Genomic DNA, 18000 nt, shown 5'->3' with positions numbered 1-18000 from the left:
AAATCTTTTCTCATTATTTACTGCGTAATATATAATAAATGGGGTATAATATCATTACTTATTAATTGTGAAATAAAAGAACGGATGATATGGATGCTATATTATAAAACATATATAAAAGATAAAGACGCACCTTGGATTACATTTATTCATGGTGCAGGGGGAAGCTCGACGATTTGGTTTAAACAAATACGATACTTCAGAAAAGATTTTAACATATTACTCGTAGATCTTCGCGGCCATGGACGTTCATCGGAAGTAATCTGGAAGAAGGAGGACTCATTTAAGACACTTGCCTTAGAAGTTGTCGAAGTACTGGATGAACTTGGTATCCAAAAGACACATATTATCGGAATGAGCTTGGGGACAATCGTTTCTCAAACAGTGGCGAACAAATATCCTGAACGAGTGATATCACTCGTGTTAGGAGGTGCGATTATATCGCTTGATATTCGTACGAAATTCTTGCTGATGATTGGACGACTAACAAAGAATCTTATTCCGTTTATGTTGCTATATAAACTGTTTGCATGGATTATTATGCCGAAGAAGGCTCATGAAGAATCACGTCTCGCTTTCATAAACGAAGCAAAGAAGATGAGTCAGAAGCAATTTGTGAAATGGTTTAGTTTGACGAAACTGATCAATCCTTATCTAAGTCATCTGCAAGTCGCAACGAAGACCATACCGACATTGTTTATTATGGGAGAAGAGGATTATTTGTTTATCCCGCCAGTTGAAAAGGTAGTGAAAGAAAATGGAAACTTTAGCCTAGAAGTGATTAAAGATTCTGGACATGTATGTAATATCGATCAGCCAGAACGTTTTAATGATTTGAGTAAGACATTTATTAATATCCATTCCGCTAATGCTTAAAGCTTTAATTTAGATATTACAGTGTATTTAAATACACTGTAATATTAATGTACACAAATTTGTGATAAAATATTGAGTAATCTACCGAGGAGGTGACTACTGTTGGGAAGGTCATAAATTGTATAAAAGCAAATTTAAATCATGAAATAACCGTAACAAAAATCAAATGTGACTTGCGTAGTCACCAAACATATTTCGGAGGTGAATCCCTAGTATTAGGGAATTAATTGGACATACAGACCATATCAAATTTATTATTATTCGCATTATTAATCGCACTCACTGCATTATTCGTAGGATCAGAATTTAGTTTAGTTAAGGTAAGAACTTCAAGAATTGATCAGCTTGTATCAGAAGGTAATTCTGCTGCAAAGATTGTACAACATATGGTGCATCATCTAGATTATTATTTATCAGCATGTCAGCTTGGTATTACAGTAACAGCTTTAGGGCTTGGTTGGATTGGTGAATCAACATTCGAAGCATTAATTCATCCTGTTCTACATTTATTCCATATCCCAACTGATTTGAGTAAGCCAATAACGATATTCTTAAGTTTCTTTATCGTTACATTTATTCACGTAGTTATCGGAGAACTTGCACCGAAGTCTCTAGCTATCCAATATGCCGAGAGGATGACTTTAGCATTTGCTAGACCCCTTTATTTCTTTGGTATTATTATGAAACCATTGATCTTTGCTATGAACGGTACGGCCCGTTTAATCTTACGTATCTTTGGTGTCCAGCCTGCAGATCATGAACAGGCGATGAGTGAAGAAGAGCTGAAGATTATCATGACCCAGAGTTATCAAGGTGGAGAAATCAACCATACAGAGCTTGCGTATATGCAGAACATCTTTAGTTTTGACGAGCGATTAGCAAAGGATATTATGGTACCGAGAACGCAGATGGTATCATTAACACAACCATTCAATATTGATGAGTTGTTAGAAGTGATTAACGAACATCAATTTACACGTTATCCAATTACTGAAGATGGCGACAAAGATCATATTATTGGATTTATTAATGTAAAAGAATTTCTAACGAAATATGCTTCGGGTAATCCTGTACGTATTAAGGATCATATTCATGATCTGCCGTTAATTCATGAAGTGACGCGCATTAGTGATGCTTTAATTAAGATGCAGCGTGAACGTGTGCATATTGCACTTGTTATTGATGAATACGGCGGTACAGCAGGGATTATTACGATGGAAGATATATTGGAAGAGATTGTCGGAGAGATTCGTGACGAATTTGATGATGATGAAGTGAATGATATTATTAAGACTGGAGACGATACATACCAGATTAATGGTCGTGTATTATTAGATGATATTACTGAGAAGTTTGGTATAGAGTTTGAAGATTCAGACGATATTGATACGATAGGGGGATGGATTCAAGCGCAAAATCCCGATATTGAGAAAGATGATTACATTGATACTAAGTATGACAAATGGGTTGTATTAGAATCTGAGAACCATCAGATTATCACTGTTGCGTTGCATAAAGACTTCAATGCTTCAAGAAATAATCCAGACGAAGAAGAGGAAGCGTAATATGGAAAGTAGTACTTTGAAGAGTGTGTTTAGATTCTTTGGTTTCCTAGAAGGGGGCTCACTCTTGTTATTATTAGGTATTGCAATGCCCCTTAAATATTCAGCTGGAAAGCCTGAAGTTGTAACAATAATAGGTTCAATTCATGGGTTTTTATTCACAGTGTATGTAATTACATTAATATTAATAACGATTCGTACGAAATGGCCTATGAAGTGGCCGGTCATCGGTCTTATTGTAGCATTCATACCATTTGGCACATTTGTGTATGATCATTATTATATTCGTTCAAAATATTATTGAAGCGTGTGAGGCAATGCCTCAGACGCTTTTACTTTGAAAGGTTGCTGGTTGTATGAGAATTAATAAGTATTTATCAGAAGCGGGCATTTGCTCACGTCGTGGAGCTGATAAGTGGATCGAAGCAGGACGCATAAAGATTAATGGCGTTAAAGCTGAACTTGGCAGTAAGGTGACAGAAGGTGATAGTATTGAAGTCGATAACAAAGTTGTGACATTGAACACAGATAAAGGATACGTATATATTAAGCTGAATAAACCTCGTGGTATTACATCGACAACTGAGCGCCATATTAAAGGGAATATCGTTGATTTTGTGGGGCATAGTGAACGTATATTTCATATCGGTAGATTAGATAAAGATTCAGAAGGCTTAATCTTGCTCACGAATGATGGTGATATCGTAAACGAAATATTACGTAAGGAAGGTCGACATGAAAAGGAATATATCGTAACTGTTGATAAACCCATAACTGATGATTTCGTGAAACAGATGTCAGAAGGTGTGGCAATATTGGATACTGTGACATTACCTGCAGAAGTTGAGAGATTAAATGCGAAGACATTCAAAATTATATTAACGCAAGGATTGAATCGACAAATCAGACGTATGACAGAAGCATTAGGATATGAAGTGAAGCAATTGCGTCGAATTCGCGTGATGAATATATTGGTGGATGACTTAAAACTTGGAGAATGGAAAGATTTAACTGAAAATGAAAAGGATGAACTTTTTTCGACGTTGAAGTATGTGCCAAAACGTTAAATATAAGTAAATCAGAAAAGAAGCGCCAAAACGATTAAAAAGTATCGTTTTGGCGCTTCTACGCATTAATCACTGAACATATCAAATAGTCCACCGATACCGCTTTCTCCCTTTTGTTTACCAGTAACAGGAGCTGCAGCAAAGATTCGACTTGCGAATCTTGAGAATGGCAGTGATTGCACATAAACACTTCCTGGGCCACGTAATCGCGCTAAAAATATACCTTCGCCCCCAAAAAGTTTTGTTTTAAGTCCCGGTACTGTCTCGATATCGTACGCTACATCTTTTGTCATACCTACTAAACAGCCTGTATCTACCAGCAAAGTTTCTCCAGGTTGTAGATCACGTTTCATAATGGCACCCCCTGCATGGATAAACGCCATACCATCACCTGATAAACGTTGCATGATGAATCCTTCTCCACCGAAGAAGCCAACACCTAAACGTTTCTGAAGTGCAATTCCAATTTGTACGCCTTTAGCAGCTGCTAGAAAAGCATCTTTCTGACAAATAAATTCTCCTCCCAATTGAGATAAATCGATCGGAATGATTTTACCTGGATATGGTGCTGCGAAATAGACATGGTCTTTACCTGTTCCACGGTTTGTAAATGTTGTCATAAACAAACTTTCGCCTGTTAATGTACGACGGCCTGCTGCAAATAATTTATCCATAAATCCATTGCCACCGCTTGTTGAACCATCACCAAAGATTGTTTCCATATGAATATTTGGATTGATCATCATCATACTGCCCGCTTCAGATATCACTGTTTCATTTGGATCAAGCTCAATTTCAACATATTGCATATCATCGCCATAAATTTTGTAGTCTATTTCGTGATTGTTCATTATTTTCCTCCATTTATTAAGATTATCATTATTATACTAAATATTTGAAGCGTCTAAAAATATAATGATATTCATTTTGTAAGAAAGCTTGTTTAGTGTATGATTTAATAAAGGAGATGATAATTATGAACCATATTCAGTTAAACAATGGTGTAACTATGCCACAAATTGGACTCGGTGTGTACAAAATTTCGGATGAAGAAATGTCAGAGGTCGTTAATGCCGCACTAGATGCAGGGTACCGTGCGTTCGATACGGCGCACTTCTATTTTAATGAAGTCTCGCTCGGTAAAGCATTGAACGAAAGCAATATACCACGAGAAGAACTGTTTATTACGACGAAACTGTGGAATGATCATCAAGGTTATGAATCAACGAAGAAAGCATTCAATGATTCGCTTCAGAAATTAGATATGGATTATGTAGATCTTTATTTGATTCACTGGCCATGTCCGGAAGACGAATTATTCGTTGAAAGTTATAAAGCGATGGAAGAACTGTATCACGAAGGGAAGATTAAAGCGTTAGGGGTCGCTAATTTCAAAGAACATCATCTGAATAAGTTACTACAAGAAACAACTGTAGTACCTGCAGTAAACCAAATTGAGTATCATCCGATTTTTAATCAAGATACGCTGCAGCAGTACTGTAAAGATAAAGGCATTGCAGTTACTGCGTGGAGCCCATTAATGCGAGGCGGAGCACTGTTTGAAGACGAAACGTTGAAGCGTATCGCAGAAAAATATAACAAAACAGTAACACAAGTCATTATTAGATGGCATATCGACAGTGGCCGAATCGTCATTCCTAAGTCATCAAACATAGAACGTATTAAAGAGAATATTGATGTTTGTCATTTTGAGTTAATGGAACAAGATATAGAAGCAATTAATAATTTAAATAGAAATGAACGTCAATTTAAAGATCCGGATAAGATTAAAATTGGGGATATGAAGTAAATATTGAATAAACGATGAGATGGTGATGTTCAATGGCACCATCTCTTTTTCATGAGTTCGTCACAATTAATGGTTTTTAACATATATATTAAATGTATGTTTGTTGTACAATAAGTTTGAGGTGAGCGTATGAAATTTAAAAAACCAAATCAGCATGGCGCATGGGCAATGATTATTATGCCTGTATTGTTCGGAATGTTTGCAACAAAGTTTAATATATTTCAGCTGCTCTTTTTTGCAGGATGGTTTATGACATTTTTCTTTGCAGATCATTTTCTGTTTTATGTGAAGCAGAGAAAGAAGGAAATCGGATACTTAAAGTGCGCATTATTGTTTTTATTCATCGCTGCAATTTGTTATATACCGATAATCATTTATGAATATAAAGTTATGATGTTTTTCTTAGCAATGCTACCGTTTGGTATTATCAATTATTTCTTTGCAAAAGCACGTAACGAACGCCATATTGTTAATGATTTCTCAGCAGTTATGATTTTCTCGATTGCAGGCGTGCTGACATACTATATTCAATCTCATCAATTTGAATGGCCGATGATTTATGTATTCGGATTAAGTGTAGCGTACTTCATTGGAACAGTATTCTACGTGAAGACGATGATTCGTGAGAAGAAGAATATCCATTATCGTAATATGTCATGGGTATACCATGTTTTACTTGTTATCGTAGGCTACTTTATTCATCCACTGTTACTCATCGCATTTTTACCGAGTTTGATTCGTGCAGTAATATTATACGGCAAGCAGCTTAAACCCATTAAAATAGGGGTGCTGGAAATTGCGAATGCGGTGTTTATTACAATATTTATCGGTTTATTTTTTAATATCATCACATAAAAATAAGAGCAGCGAATTCGCTGCTCTTACTGTTTGCCGTATATTAACGACGTTTGTGCATTAATTGTAATACAATTGATACGATTGCAATTAAAAGGATTGTACCTACTAATGCAGGGATAATACTTACGCCCCAAATTGTTGGTCCCATTTCTCCTAATAAGTTACCACCGATAGATGCACCGATAAGACCGGCAATGATATTACCGATTTTTCCGCCTGGAATATCAGTACCCATAATCATACCTGCGATCCAACCAATCAGACCACCCATAATAATTGTTAAAATAAAGCCCATAATAATTTCCTCCTATATTAAACAATTTAAACGAATATTATAAAAACGTTTATAAGCGTTTCGCTTATGATTCATAAATACCACGTAAAAAAGGAGATAAACATTTTTATTAAAATTAATGAAAATTAATTTTAATATAATCATAAAAAAGCTTATTGATTGTTAAACAGTAAGCTTTTTTTAATATAAATGATGTATAGTATTCCTAAAATGAAATAGACGTAATTATATGGAATAAACATTACGAGTAATATAAAACTAATTGCAAATAAATATTCTCCGATACGTTTCGGATGGTTAATATATTTGTATATATTTAAATATTCAAACTGAAACCACTTTACTGTACCGTTTACTTCTGATAACTGATACATAATAAGACCGATGATAAAAAATGAAACGCTCAAATATGGACTTGATAAATAAACAGATTCGTCACTATGTATAATAATAAATGGTATTGATATATTAAAGAGTAAAGCTAATAATAAGTGCAGCCATTTATAGTGAATATAGATGTTATAGTTATCGGAATGATAATAGCGTAAGTATAGATGCATGACACTTATCGAACCGATAAAAAGCACGAATGTTTTAGAAATAAAGTTTGCATGTCCAAGTAATGGATAGTTCGTTAATACTACGATCATCGTAGATATATTCAAATGAATATATGTCATGTTCTGTTCTTTAAAGTTAAAGAACAGAAATACGAAGAGCGTCATTAATAAATTTCCTATCAGCAAGTAACTCATAAAGTGTCTCCTTAAATTTCAATCGTGTTTCAATTATAACGTTTACATAAAATGAAACACAATGATTATTATACACCTTTTTTGTTACTCCAGAGCAATGTGTGCAGTTGTGGCGTTATATACACATCATTCATTTCACTGTCCGGCATTACTTTATCGATTAATGTTTCATAATGTGAAAGTAGTCTTGAAGTATGGTCTTCTACAGTATCATCAAGATAGGGATTACCAACCTGTAAATACATTTTAATATGTGGGTAGCGTTTATGAATCATTTTGCTGAAATGATAATCTTCATCATTAAAGATAACCACTTTTAATGTTACTTTATCTGAATCCAGCTCACGAATCACAGCGTCCAGCTGGTCTAAATCGTGTGTCATCGTTGAACTTGGCGGTTTCGGGCTAATCGTCAACTGATCGATTTCAGTCATCCAGCTCTGGAATTTCGTACCTTGTGTTTCGAGCGCCACTTCAATACCTTTATCGTGTAATAACGATACAAATCCAGCTAAATTTTTTATCAGCGCAGGATTACCACCCGATATCGTGACATGATTAAACTGATTAGGTGCAATAGACTGAAGACGTTCATAGATTGTTTCGGGTAATAACATTTCAATTTCATCTTTCATCGTACCATCCCATGTAAACTTCGAGTCACACCAAGCGCAGCTGAAGTCACAGCCTGCTGTTCTGACAAACATCGTCTTGCGCCCGATAACTGCACCTTCACCTTGAATCGTTGGACCGAATATTTCTAGTACAGGTATCTTCATTATCGTTTACCTCTATATAATACGTAGCTTGTTGGTGTTTCACGTAAATAGACTTGCAGCACTTTTGGTCCATGTGAAAGTGTATCTAAATGTGCTTCAATTTTTTCGAATATGAGCTTCGCAACGCTTTCTGTTGATGGTGGTGTGCCTTGAAATGCTTCTAAATCATTCATTAAACGATGGTCAAACGTATCATTGATGATAGATTTTATATCTCTGAAATTAACGAGAAATCCCATTTCATCTAGTTCATTTCCACCAATTGTTACATTCGCAAAGTATGTGTGTCCGTGAACACGGCTGCATACACCTGCCTTCTCATTCGGAATAAAGTGTGCGGCAGAGAAGTTAATATCTTTGTTCATTTCAAATGCATAATTATGATTCACTTGAGGATATAGTTGCTGCATCATTATAAGTCACCGCTTTCTTTTTCTTGCAAGTATTGGTTAAGACCTTTATTTCTCAGTTTACAGCTTGGACACTCTCCGCATCCGTCTGCAGGGATTCCGTTATAGCATGTTAATGTTTTGTTACGAACATAGTCCAGTTGTCCTAACGTATCTGCAAGCGCCCAAGTTTCTTTCTTATCAAGCCACATTAATGGTGTATGAATTTCAAAGTTTAGATCCATCGATAAGTTAATCGTGACATTCAGTGACTTAATAAAGTTATCACGGCAGTCAGGGTATCCTGAGAAGTCTGTTTCACAGACGCCGGTAATGATATGCTTCGCATTAATCTGATACGCAAGTGCCGCCGCAAAGCTCATAAACAGCAAGTTACGCGCAGGAACGAATGTATTTGGAATATCATCCTCTTCGATTGTTAAGTCGTGGTGCGTCAATGCATTCGGTGATAACTGTGAGAGTAAAGACATATCAAGGACATGATGTTTTAAATTCTGTTCTTCTGCAATTTGTTTTGCGATATCGATTTCAAGAGCATGACGTTGCCCATAGTTAAAGGTTACAAGTTCTACCTCATCATAATGATGCATCGCATAGAACATGCATGTTGTGCTATCCTGACCGCCACTAAAGACGACCAGCGCTTTGTTAGAATTCAGTTGTTTCATTATATTCACTCCATTAAAAAAGACACCAATCCTAGCGGTGTCGTTCTAGTTTTTTATAGAGGGTGTGCGCTAGGAACCTCTTATATTGAATTCGCTACTCATTATAACAGAAAAGCGTGTATAATAATATCTGTTACTTCAAGAAAACGTTTTTAGAAATGAGTGAAGTTTATGATTTTAATGATAGACCACGATGATTCGTTTACATATAATATCGTTCATTATTTAGAGGCAATGGATGAAACTGTTCAAGTCGTTCGTTCTAAAGTTGTGACCATTGAACATATAGATCGATTATCGCCGGAATTTATTATTCTATCACCAGGTCCGGGACATCCGGCAGAAGCAATTATCGCACATAAAGTTATCGATACATTCGGAGGCCGTATTCCGATTCTTGGCATATGTCTTGGTTTTCAGGTGATCATGCAGCACTTTAATCATGAAATTAAGAAGCTGTCACCAGTACACGGGCATATCGGCCATGTAGAACATGACGGTACAGACTTATACCAAGGTGTAGAAGCGCCGGCACAAGTTGCAAGATATCACTCTTTAGGAACGATGGACAAGATTCAAAGGCCATTAATCGTTACCGGTATAACGGATAATATTGTGATGAGTGTAGCACATGAATCATGGCCGATTTACGGTATTCAGTTTCATCCAGAATCTGTACTCACAACTTCCGGCTATATGATGCTCAACAATTTCTTATCGTTAGGACGTGAATTTCATGCGCGCGGTCATTAACTTTCAGCTCTATCGCGATGGTAAGACGATACCTGTTCAATATACCTTTACGAACCCTGTAAAAGTAGATAGAGTGTATACAGAAGACGGTATGCTAAATGCTTTAACAGAAGCAGAAGAGAGTGGACTATATGTTGTCACTGCGATTAAGTATGAAGCGGCGAAACTGTTTAATCCACTTATGAAAGTTCATCATATAGATGGGCCTCTTGCATTGTTTTATTACTTTGAAGATTATGATGCATTTGAATATGTAAATGCAGAACCATTGAAAACACAGTTTACTTTTGAACAATCTGCTGAAGAAATCATGAAAGCTGTAGAATCTATCCAGGAATATATTCGACAAGGTGTCACGTATCAAGTTAATTATACGACACGACTTAAAGCGACATTAACAGAAGATCCATACGCACTCTATCAATACTTGAGTGCACAAAACGGCAACTATACGGCTTATGTAGAAGATGGGGACGATTATATCATCAGCATTTCACCGGAACTCTTCTTCCAATATGATGTACTGAATAATCAGCTGTTAACGAGACCGATGAAAGGTACGCTTGAGCGCGGCAGTAACGAAGCAGAAGATGCTAAAAACTACGAACAGCTCAAAAACTCAAGTAAAGATAAAGCAGAGAATGTGATGATCGTCGATTTATTACGTAATGATTTAAGTCGTATCGCGAAAAAGGGCAGTGTGAAGGTCGATCAACTGTTTGAAGTGGAACGATATCAAACAGTATTCCAAATGACTTCAACAATTACGGCAACGAATAACAACCATTCATTGTATGAAATTATGCGTGCGCTTTTCCCGTGTGGCTCAATTACTGGCGCACCTAAAATTTCGACGATGAAAATCATTAATGAACTGGAGTCACCAAGAGGAATTTATTGTGGGACGATTGGTTTTATTAAGCCAGATGATTATATGATATTTAATATTCCGATTCGTACAATCTCCTTGCACCATAATGAAGCAGTATATAGCGCAGGCGGTGGGATTACAATTGACTCACATCCACAAGCGGAATATGAAGAAATTATCGCAAAGACACAAGTCGTGCAGCCACACTTCGAATTAATTGAGACGATGCGCGTTACTGATAGTATTATCCAAAGAGAAAAGTACCATCTGGAACGATTATGGCGTGGCATTATAGCATTTAATATTAATGTAGATTTAGACAATGTAAAAGCATTTATTCGTGATAATAAGCCAAAGAATGGAAGGTATAGAGTTACACTTAGTATGGATGGCATTTTAAACGCTACGACAGAACCGTTACCAGATAAGAAAGTATTTACTGCGGAGCTCCTCCCATCTGTGCAAGGTGATGAACGCTTCTATCAGCATAAGACTTCCGTCCGTACCCACTATACACAGCCAGAGCAGGAGCTTGCACTATATTATGATAGGTATCTCTTAGAATTTAATATAGGAAATTTAGTCTATAAAATTAATGATAACTATTATACACCGAGTGCGCAGCATTATATTCTTGAAGGTTGTATGAAACAGCAGCTACTAGATGAAGGCAAGGTTTCAGAACAGGATATCACGATTGAAGAATTTATAGACATGTATGCATCAGGACGACTCACTATTTATATGATCAATAGTTTAAGAGAGTGGTCTGAAGTGAAAATCATTTTGTAATTGATGCGCAAATAAAAAATTTAAGTTACAATATAGTATAAATTATTGAGAGATTAGGTGATGCAATGTTTTTAAATATAATCATCATACTGATGTTGCTGACAGGTTTATCGCTTGGCGTCTACATAATGAACAGGGTAATTATCGACGAGTTCAAAGCTCAAAATATAAAACAAGCTTATATTTATCTTTATATAACAATGTTCGGCGCATTATTAGTTGTTGCGGTAATAACGTTTTGCTTCCAGAATATACTGATTGATTTTTCAAATTTATTCTACCGATCATAGTTATCGGTAGTTTTTTTAGGTCTTTGGGCTGATGTATGGTTATGTAAATGAATTTATAATAATTATAAAGGAGCAATCAAATGTCAATTGTATTCGAAACGACGGGCGTATTTACGAGTCTGCAGCAGATCAATGATGTCGCATATGCAGCAACTTCACTGTCTGGACCCTGTGATAGTCTGGCGCATATATTAGGTAATGCATTACTTGGTAATGATATAACGAGAGAAACGTTAGAGATGACCTTCACTGCACCAGTGATACGTTTTGAAGAACGTACGCTGATTGCGTTAACCGGCGCAGAATTCTATGCCTATACAGACGAGCGTGAGATTGCACCTTTTAAAGTGCATTTAATGGAAAAAGGTGACGTGCTAAAGTTTCGCCAGCCCAAAAAAGGGACACGTGTATATATGGCTGTTGCAGGTGGGATGCACTTTGTAAACAATCTGAGCGGCAACATTGTCTTAAAGGCGGGAACACGAATCGAGCTTGAACGTGATTATAACGAACTCCACAAAAAAATGTTTGATAACCTAGAACATCAGAAGTGCGCTACTTGGGGAATCGATGCCTATTCGCTCGCGCGACTTTATTATTCAGATGTATTTCATATTATCAGTACAGCAGCACTCGATACTTTATCAAGAAAACAGCTGACACAAGACACTTATACAGTGACGCAGCACTTTGATAGAACGGGGTTTATACTGGAAGGGCAGAAAGTGAAATTGATTTCAAATAATAATGTTTCTGTTGAGCGCTGCGGTACACTACAAATTACGCATCAGCATGACATCGCGATATCTTTGAAGCACATTACCCAAGATGATGATTATGTTCAGTTCGCTTATATCGCAGATTATCATCTCGCTAAGCTTTCCCAGAAGAAACCCGGTTCGAAGCTGTTATTTAAATGGGTGGATCAAGAAGAGATGGTGCGTCAAAAAGAAAGTTATGAAAACTGGATTAAAACGGTTATGCATCAAATTGCTTTCCAGCACAATATTGAGTTAAGTAAATAAATGCTCTAAAGAAACAAATTACACATTTGTTATCATTTTTAAGTAATAATACTTGAAAATTGTTGAGAATAAGTATAGATTAATATATTGTACGATAAATATTACAACACTGTTACAAAGAATAATTCATTGTAAGTATTATAAACATCATAAATATATATAGTCGGAAGTATATAGATATTCTGAATAAATGGAGGTATGAAGATGAAAGATAAAAGGATTACAGTTTTTATGTTTTTCCTGTTAACTGTTATCACAGTTTCGATAAAGACATATTTTGCCTATTATATTGATTTATCATTAGGCGTTAAAGGATTAATCCAGAACTTAATATTACTGATGAACCCCTATAGTTTGGTGGCACTAATTTTAAGTGTGTTTTTATTCTTTAAAGGTAGAAAAGCTTATTGGTTTATTTATATTGGAGGGTTTCTGTTAACATTCCTTCTTTATTCTAATGTCGTTTACTTCAGATTTTTCTCAGATTTTATTACTTTTAGTACATTAAACCAGGTGAGCAACGTAGAATCAATGTCAGGTGCGTTGTGGAGTTCATTTAAATGGTATGACTTTATTTATTTCCTGGATATTTTTGGATTCTTATATTTATTATTGATGAAAAAGCAGTACTTTTCTACACGTTCATTCAAGAAAAAGTATATCCCGGTTGTAATGGGTGTTTCAGTATCTTTATTTTTCCTGAACCTGGCCTTTGCTGAAACGGATCGTCCCGAATTATTAACAAGAACGTTTGACCATAAATATTTAGTCAAATATCTTGGGCCGTATAACTTTACCGTATATGACGGTATCCAGACGATTCAGAATAACCAGCAAAAAGCACATGCGAGTTCGGATGACTTAGCGCAAGTGCAGTCATATACAAAAACGAAATATGCTGCACCAAATGGTGCTACATTCGGTATTGCTAAAGAGAAGAATGTAATTAAGATTCATCTTGAAAGCTTCCAGACATTCTTGATCAACTATAAAGTGAACGGCGAGGAAGTAACACCATTCTTAAATTCACTTGCTTCAGGAAATAAAGATTTTATTTATTATGATAATTTCTTCCATCAGACTGGCCAAGGTAAGACAAGCGATTCAGAATTAACGATGGATAACTCAATTTATGGCTTGCAGCAAGGTTCAGCTTATTCATTGAAAGGTGATAATACGTATCAGTCGTTACCTGCGATTATGAATCAGCAACAAGGATATTCAACTTCTGTTATGCATGGAGATTATAAAACATTCTGGAACAGAGATCAGGTGTATAAACACTTCGGTATCGATAAATTCTATGATGCGACGTATTATGATATGAGCGAGAAAAACTTAGAGAACTTAGGATTGAAAGACAAAGAGTTCTTTAAAGAGTCAATCCCATATTTAAAGAATGAGAAACAACCGTTCTACTCTCATCTGATCACATTAACAAATCACTATCCATTTACGATTGATAAAGCTGAAGCAACAATAGATTCACCTGAAACAGGTAACCCTACTGTCGACGGGTATGTACAAACTGCAAGATATCTAGATGAAGCAGTTCAGCAGTTTATAGAAGATTTGAAAAAAGAAGGACTCTATGATGATTCTGTAATATTAATTTACGGTGATCATTATGGTATATCTGAAAACCATAATAAAGCGATGGCAAAATTATTAGGCGAAGAAATTACGCCAACTAAATTTATGGACCTACAGCGTACAGGTCTATTCCTTAAAGTGCCAGGTGTTGAAGGTAAGGTTGACCATACGTATGCAGCTCAGGTAGACGTAGCACCGACGTTATTACATTTGCTTGGAATTGATGCTAAACCATATGTGATGTTTGGGACGGATTTATTCTCTAAACAGCACAAGGATACTGTAACATTTAGAAACGGTGATTTCATAACATCAGAATATAAATCGATTAATGGAGTCTTTTACAGCAACAAAACAAACCAGCCTCTAACAGATAAAAAGCAAGAGGCTGCAGCAGAAACAATAAAAAGACAAGCTGAAAAAGAATTAGAAATGTCTGATGCGCTTATCAATGGTGACTTGTTAAGATTCTATAACAATCCAGAGTTTGAGAAAATTAACGCTTCAAAATACCATTATGATAATGGTGACGTATCTCAATAATAAAGAAAGCCGGTCAATATAGAAAACTTAAATTGTTTTCTATATTGACCGGTTTTCTTTTGCTGAGGGCCAAGAATCGCATTTTTTATTAAATTCAGCGATGAATAAATGATTATTGACGGTGAAAAAAATGCTGACCCTGGCGACAAAATTCAAACGACGCAGAAAACAAAGAACATTTTCTTGGCGCCGTTTTTATTTTGCTGCGGATCAAGATCGCATTTTTTTCAACCTTAGCCCAGTGCGACGTCTAATATCATCATAATTGTAAATCCGACCATGAGTCCCATTGTAGCTAAGTCTGTATTATCTCCAGACTGAGATTCTGGTATCAGCTCCTCTACGACTACGAATATCATTGCACCTGCTGCAAATGCAAGTGCGTACGGTAAGAGTGGCGTTACAAGTAAAACAGCACCTGCTCCGATAACTGCAAATATCGGTTCGACGATTGCTGAACCGTGTCCGAGATTAAATGCTTTCATCTTAGACTTACCATCACCATGTATTGGCAAAGATAATGCTGAACCTTCAGGTATGTTTTGAATACCAATACCGATTGCAAGCCCTATTGCACCCATTAGTGCAGCACTATTCCCGCTGACAACACCACCAAATGCGACACCTAAAGCTAATCCTTCAGGAATATTATGCATCGTAATTGCTAAAAAAAGTAATGTAGATTTCTTAAGATTTGTTGATGGTCCTTCATTAATATGCCCAGGATTAGAGGCATTTGGATGGATATGTGGAATAACGACATCGAGCAGGCGTATAAAGAGACCGCCTAATAAAAAGCCGATTGCAGCTGGTAACCATGGTGTTACGCCATTGTCTTCACTAAAACTGATTGCTGGTGATAGCAAAGACCAGAAGGATGCAGCAATCATAACGCCCGCGGCAAAGCCTTGCATCGTATTCAGCACTTTATTATTTACAGTCTTGAAGAAAAATACGATAGACGCACCAAGTCCTGTCATCAGCCATGTAAAGATTCCGGCGATTCCAGCCTGTACCATTGGTGATAACTCACTAAACCATTCGAACATATGTACCTCCTTATAAAAAAACTGTATAATATTATATTGATATTTATAATACATAACTATATCATATACGTGTTTAATGAGATATTGTTTCTTATATGAAATAAAGAAAATAAGTGGGAGTTTATATTATGGAAGCATATAAAATAGAAAATTTGACAAAGCAGTACGGTGTAAAAACGGTATTCGAAAACCTTAGCTTAAGCATTTCAACCGGCGATAAAATTGCACTTGTTGGTATCAATGGAACAGGTAAAAGTGCACTGTTAAAATGCATTGCTGAAATAGAGGAACATAATGGAACAGTGACTCATCCCAATGGATTTACAATCGAGTACGCAGCACAATCGCCTGTACTAGATGAATCACTTTCAATTACTGATAATGTGCTGGACCGTGCGCATCCAGTGATGCAGTTGTTTAAGAAATATAATCACATATTAAAACAGATGGAATCAGATTATAATGACACATTGGCACATGAACTTAGCGAAATTCAGACGCAGATTGAACAAATGGATGGATTTACATATCGCAGCTCTGCAGAAGCAATTCTTACGAAACTCGGAATATTGAATCTTGAGGCGCCGATTACTACACTTAGTGGTGGACAGAAGAAGCGTGTTGCGCTTGCAAAATCTTTACTTAAGGCACCTGATTTACTGTTACTTGACGAACCGACCAACCACCTTGATTTTGAATCCATATATTGGCTCATTCAGTTCATAAAAAATTATAAAAAAGCTGTTCTCATAGTGACACATGACCGTTACTTCCTGAATGAGATTACGAACCGTATTGTTGAATTAAGAAATGGTAAGCTCTATCAGTATCGTGGTAACTACGAAGATTACGTCGTTCAAAAAGCCGAAGATGAACTTATCCTTGCTAATCAGGAACAGAAGGAAAAGCAATTGTATAAACAAGAACTCGCCTGGATGCGCAAAGGTGCGAAAGCGAGAACAACGAAACAGCAGGCGAGAATTGACCGTTTCAGTGATATAGAAGATAAAGTGAAAGCGCAGAAGAAATCGGAAACGATGGAAATCAATCTTCAAAATAAGCGTCTTGGTAAGCAAGTATTTGAACTAGAATCGGTTGGGATGCACTTTGACGATAAAATATTATTTGAAAGCTTCAGTGATATTGTGCAGACGACAGATCGTATCGGTATTGTTGGTCAGAACGGCACAGGAAAGTCCACGCTATTGAATCTGCTGGCTGGAGAGCTTACACTAAAAACGGGGACGATCAAAGTAGGCCAGACAGTGAGAGTCGGATATTACCGACAAGTAGAGATGGAACTGGAAAAAGATATGCGTATGATCGACTTTTTAAGAGAGAAAGCTGAAATAGGTTTCACTTCTACAGGTGAAAAGATTTCCGTTACGCAATTACTGGAACGCTTCTTATTTCCGTCCGCTGTTCACGGTACCTATATTAGTAAACTGAGTGGTGGAGAACGTAAGCGCCTCTATTTACTAAGTATATTGATTCAAGGACCTAACGTATTATTGCTGGATGAACCGACAAATGATCTGGATACAGAGACATTGACCGTATTAGAACAGTATCTTGAGTCATTTAAAGGTGCTGTCATCACGGTCAGCCATGATAGATATTTTCTGAATAAAGCAGTGACTTCCTATTGGTATGTACATGAAAATACAGTTCATAAAATACTAGGGGATTTTGAAGATTACCTGGACTTCAAATCACAGATAGAGAGCAATATTACCATACAGTCGCCAGAGAAAAGTGAGAAACATAAAAATCAAGAAAAGGGAACAAAACGTGTATCCTATAAAGACAAACGCCGCTTTGAATTTTTGACAGATGCGATTGAATCATTAGAACAGGACATTGCAGATATTGATAATAGAATTGCACAAGAGACGACAAATTATGATAAACTCAATCAATTGACGACTGAACGTCAGGAGAAAGAAATACTATATGAAACATACTTTGAAGAATGGGATGAACTTTCTGCACGAATGGAGTAGG

18 protein-coding genes are annotated in these 18000 nt (G+C 36.3%); 11 read left to right on the top strand and 7 right to left on the bottom strand.

All coding sequences use genetic code 11. The annotated features are described in order from the left end of the window. Positions 1-93 precede the first annotated feature (93 nt). The 4 genes from QNJ52_RS02830 to QNJ52_RS02815 all read left to right on the top strand — a co-directional run bounded on the left by QNJ52_RS02830 (position 94) and on the right by QNJ52_RS02815 (position 3505). The gene (locus tag QNJ52_RS02830) at positions 94-876 is read left to right on the top strand and encodes an alpha/beta fold hydrolase (RefSeq protein WP_283721837.1); all 783 of its coding nucleotides are present in this window, start codon (positions 94-96) and stop codon (positions 874-876) included. Positions 877-1103: 227 nt separating this feature from the next. Then, complete coding sequence (locus QNJ52_RS02825) at positions 1104-2441, top strand: hemolysin family protein (RefSeq protein WP_283721836.1); 1338 nt, start codon at positions 1104-1106, stop codon at positions 2439-2441. Position 2442: 1 nt separating this feature from the next. Further along, positions 2443-2742: a DUF3817 domain-containing protein gene (locus QNJ52_RS02820; protein WP_219494003.1), complete on the top strand. Its 300-nt coding sequence runs from the start codon at positions 2443-2445 to the stop codon at positions 2740-2742. A 52-nt stretch (positions 2743-2794) separates the two neighbouring features. Further along, positions 2795-3505, top strand: coding sequence for a pseudouridine synthase (locus tag QNJ52_RS02815; RefSeq protein ID WP_283721835.1), 711 nt, complete (start codon positions 2795-2797; stop codon positions 3503-3505). A 65-nt stretch (positions 3506-3570) separates the two neighbouring features. Here the strand turns inward: QNJ52_RS02815 and QNJ52_RS02810 are convergent, their stop codons facing one another. After that, entirely contained in the window at positions 3571-4356 is a 786-nt protein-coding gene (locus QNJ52_RS02810) for a TIGR00266 family protein (RefSeq protein ID WP_219494006.1), read from the bottom strand. A gap of 122 nt (positions 4357-4478) precedes the next feature. On the opposite strand from QNJ52_RS02810, the gene QNJ52_RS02805 reads away from it, so the two are divergent. Both QNJ52_RS02805 and QNJ52_RS02800 read left to right on the top strand, forming a co-directional pair. After that, positions 4479-5315, top strand: coding sequence for an aldo/keto reductase (locus QNJ52_RS02805; protein WP_283721867.1), 837 nt, complete (start codon positions 4479-4481; stop codon positions 5313-5315). A 129-nt stretch (positions 5316-5444) separates the two neighbouring features. Further along, positions 5445-6170 (top strand): YwiC-like family protein, encoded by a 726-nt coding sequence (locus QNJ52_RS02800; RefSeq protein WP_283721834.1) that lies wholly within the window; start codon positions 5445-5447, stop codon positions 6168-6170. Between the two features lie 43 nt (positions 6171-6213). On the opposite strand, the gene QNJ52_RS02795 is transcribed toward QNJ52_RS02800, so the two are convergent. The 5 genes from QNJ52_RS02795 to queC all read right to left on the bottom strand — a co-directional run bounded on the left by QNJ52_RS02795 (position 6214) and on the right by queC (position 9080). Next, complete coding sequence (locus QNJ52_RS02795) at positions 6214-6468, bottom strand: GlsB/YeaQ/YmgE family stress response membrane protein (protein ID WP_283721833.1); 255 nt, start codon at positions 6466-6468, stop codon at positions 6214-6216. Positions 6469-6620: 152 nt separating this feature from the next. After that, the gene (locus QNJ52_RS02790) at positions 6621-7223 is read right to left on the bottom strand and encodes a hypothetical protein (RefSeq protein ID WP_283721832.1); all 603 of its coding nucleotides are present in this window, start codon (positions 7221-7223) and stop codon (positions 6621-6623) included. A gap of 68 nt (positions 7224-7291) precedes the next feature. Further along, on the bottom strand, positions 7292-8005 hold the full coding sequence (gene queE / locus QNJ52_RS02785) for a 7-carboxy-7-deazaguanine synthase QueE (protein ID WP_165980801.1): 714 nt from the start codon (positions 8003-8005) through the stop codon (positions 7292-7294). Continuing rightward, entirely contained in the window at positions 8002-8415 is a 414-nt protein-coding gene (locus QNJ52_RS02780) for a 6-pyruvoyl trahydropterin synthase family protein (protein ID WP_283721831.1), read from the bottom strand. Before QNJ52_RS02780 ends, queE begins: the two co-directional genes overlap by 4 nt. Then, the gene (gene queC / locus QNJ52_RS02775; RefSeq protein ID WP_086038221.1) at positions 8415-9080 is read right to left on the bottom strand and encodes a 7-cyano-7-deazaguanine synthase QueC; all 666 of its coding nucleotides are present in this window, start codon (positions 9078-9080) and stop codon (positions 8415-8417) included. The genes QNJ52_RS02780 and queC overlap by 1 nt, the downstream gene beginning before the upstream one ends. A gap of 171 nt (positions 9081-9251) precedes the next feature. On the opposite strand from queC, the gene QNJ52_RS02770 reads away from it, so the two are divergent. From QNJ52_RS02770 to ltaS, 4 genes are all read left to right on the top strand, one after another. Beyond that, positions 9252-9833, top strand: a complete 582-nt coding sequence (locus QNJ52_RS02770) for an anthranilate synthase component II (protein WP_283721830.1) — start codon at positions 9252-9254, stop codon at positions 9831-9833. Then, positions 9817-11496, top strand: coding sequence for an aminodeoxychorismate synthase component I (gene pabB / locus QNJ52_RS02765; RefSeq protein WP_283721829.1), 1680 nt, complete (start codon positions 9817-9819; stop codon positions 11494-11496). The genes QNJ52_RS02770 and pabB overlap by 17 nt, the downstream gene beginning before the upstream one ends. Before the next feature lie 370 nt (positions 11497-11866). Beyond that, complete coding sequence (locus QNJ52_RS02760; protein WP_219494019.1) at positions 11867-12811, top strand: 5-oxoprolinase subunit C family protein; 945 nt, start codon at positions 11867-11869, stop codon at positions 12809-12811. Between the two features lie 198 nt (positions 12812-13009). Next, positions 13010-14947, top strand: a complete 1938-nt coding sequence (gene ltaS / locus QNJ52_RS02755) for a polyglycerol-phosphate lipoteichoic acid synthase LtaS (protein ID WP_283721828.1) — start codon at positions 13010-13012, stop codon at positions 14945-14947. A gap of 233 nt (positions 14948-15180) precedes the next feature. Here the strand turns inward: ltaS and QNJ52_RS02750 are convergent, their stop codons facing one another. Beyond that, a complete protein-coding gene (locus tag QNJ52_RS02750; RefSeq protein WP_283721827.1) occupies positions 15181-15996 on the bottom strand; it encodes a ZIP family metal transporter in 816 nt (271 codons plus the stop codon). Between the two features lie 128 nt (positions 15997-16124). Here QNJ52_RS02750 and QNJ52_RS02745 point away from each other — a divergent pair, with 128 nt between their 5' ends. Next, positions 16125-17999 carry an ABC-F family ATP-binding cassette domain-containing protein gene (locus tag QNJ52_RS02745; RefSeq protein WP_283721826.1) on the top strand — a complete coding sequence of 625 codons (1875 nt, stop codon included), beginning with the start codon at positions 16125-16127 and terminating at the stop codon, positions 17997-17999. The last annotated feature ends 1 nt before the right edge of the window (position 18000 follow it).

The sequence above is a fragment of the Macrococcus sp. S115 genome, from assembly GCF_030067655.1.
In the GTDB taxonomy this organism is placed as follows: domain Bacteria; phylum Bacillota; class Bacilli; order Staphylococcales; family Staphylococcaceae; genus Macrococcoides; species Macrococcoides psychrotolerans.
This window is presented reverse-complemented; position numbering and strand designations above follow the sequence as displayed.

Bases quoted from the DNA above. Each gene is read 5' to 3' on its own strand.
- QNJ52_RS02830 (WP_283721837.1), top strand. From the start codon at position 94: ATGCTATATTATAAAACATATATAAAAGATAAAGACGCACCTTGGATT.
- QNJ52_RS02820 (WP_219494003.1), top strand. From the start codon at position 2,443: ATGGAAAGTAGTACTTTGAAGAGTGTGTTTAGATTCTTTGGTTTCCTA.
- QNJ52_RS02815 (WP_283721835.1), top strand. From the start codon at position 2,795: ATGAGAATTAATAAGTATTTATCAGAAGCGGGCATTTGCTCACGTCGT.
- QNJ52_RS02810 (WP_219494006.1), bottom strand. From the start codon at position 4,356: ATGAACAATCACGAAATAGACTACAAAATTTATGGCGATGATATGCAA.
- QNJ52_RS02800 (WP_283721834.1), top strand. From the start codon at position 5,445: ATGAAATTTAAAAAACCAAATCAGCATGGCGCATGGGCAATGATTATT.
- QNJ52_RS02795 (WP_283721833.1), bottom strand. From the start codon at position 6,468: ATGGGCTTTATTTTAACAATTATTATGGGTGGTCTGATTGGTTGGATC.
- QNJ52_RS02790 (WP_283721832.1), bottom strand. From the start codon at position 7,223: ATGAGTTACTTGCTGATAGGAAATTTATTAATGACGCTCTTCGTATTT.
- QNJ52_RS02780 (WP_283721831.1), bottom strand. From the start codon at position 8,415: ATGATGCAGCAACTATATCCTCAAGTGAATCATAATTATGCATTTGAA.
- queC (WP_086038221.1), bottom strand. From the start codon at position 9,080: ATGAAACAACTGAATTCTAACAAAGCGCTGGTCGTCTTTAGTGGCGGT.
- QNJ52_RS02770 (WP_283721830.1), top strand. From the start codon at position 9,252: ATGATTTTAATGATAGACCACGATGATTCGTTTACATATAATATCGTT.
- pabB (WP_283721829.1), top strand. From the start codon at position 9,817: ATGCGCGCGGTCATTAACTTTCAGCTCTATCGCGATGGTAAGACGATA.
- QNJ52_RS02760 (WP_219494019.1), top strand. From the start codon at position 11,867: ATGTCAATTGTATTCGAAACGACGGGCGTATTTACGAGTCTGCAGCAG.
- ltaS (WP_283721828.1), top strand. From the start codon at position 13,010: ATGAAGATGAAAGATAAAAGGATTACAGTTTTTATGTTTTTCCTGTTA.
- QNJ52_RS02750 (WP_283721827.1), bottom strand. From the start codon at position 15,996: ATGTTCGAATGGTTTAGTGAGTTATCACCAATGGTACAGGCTGGAATC.
- QNJ52_RS02745 (WP_283721826.1), top strand. From the start codon at position 16,125: ATGGAAGCATATAAAATAGAAAATTTGACAAAGCAGTACGGTGTAAAA.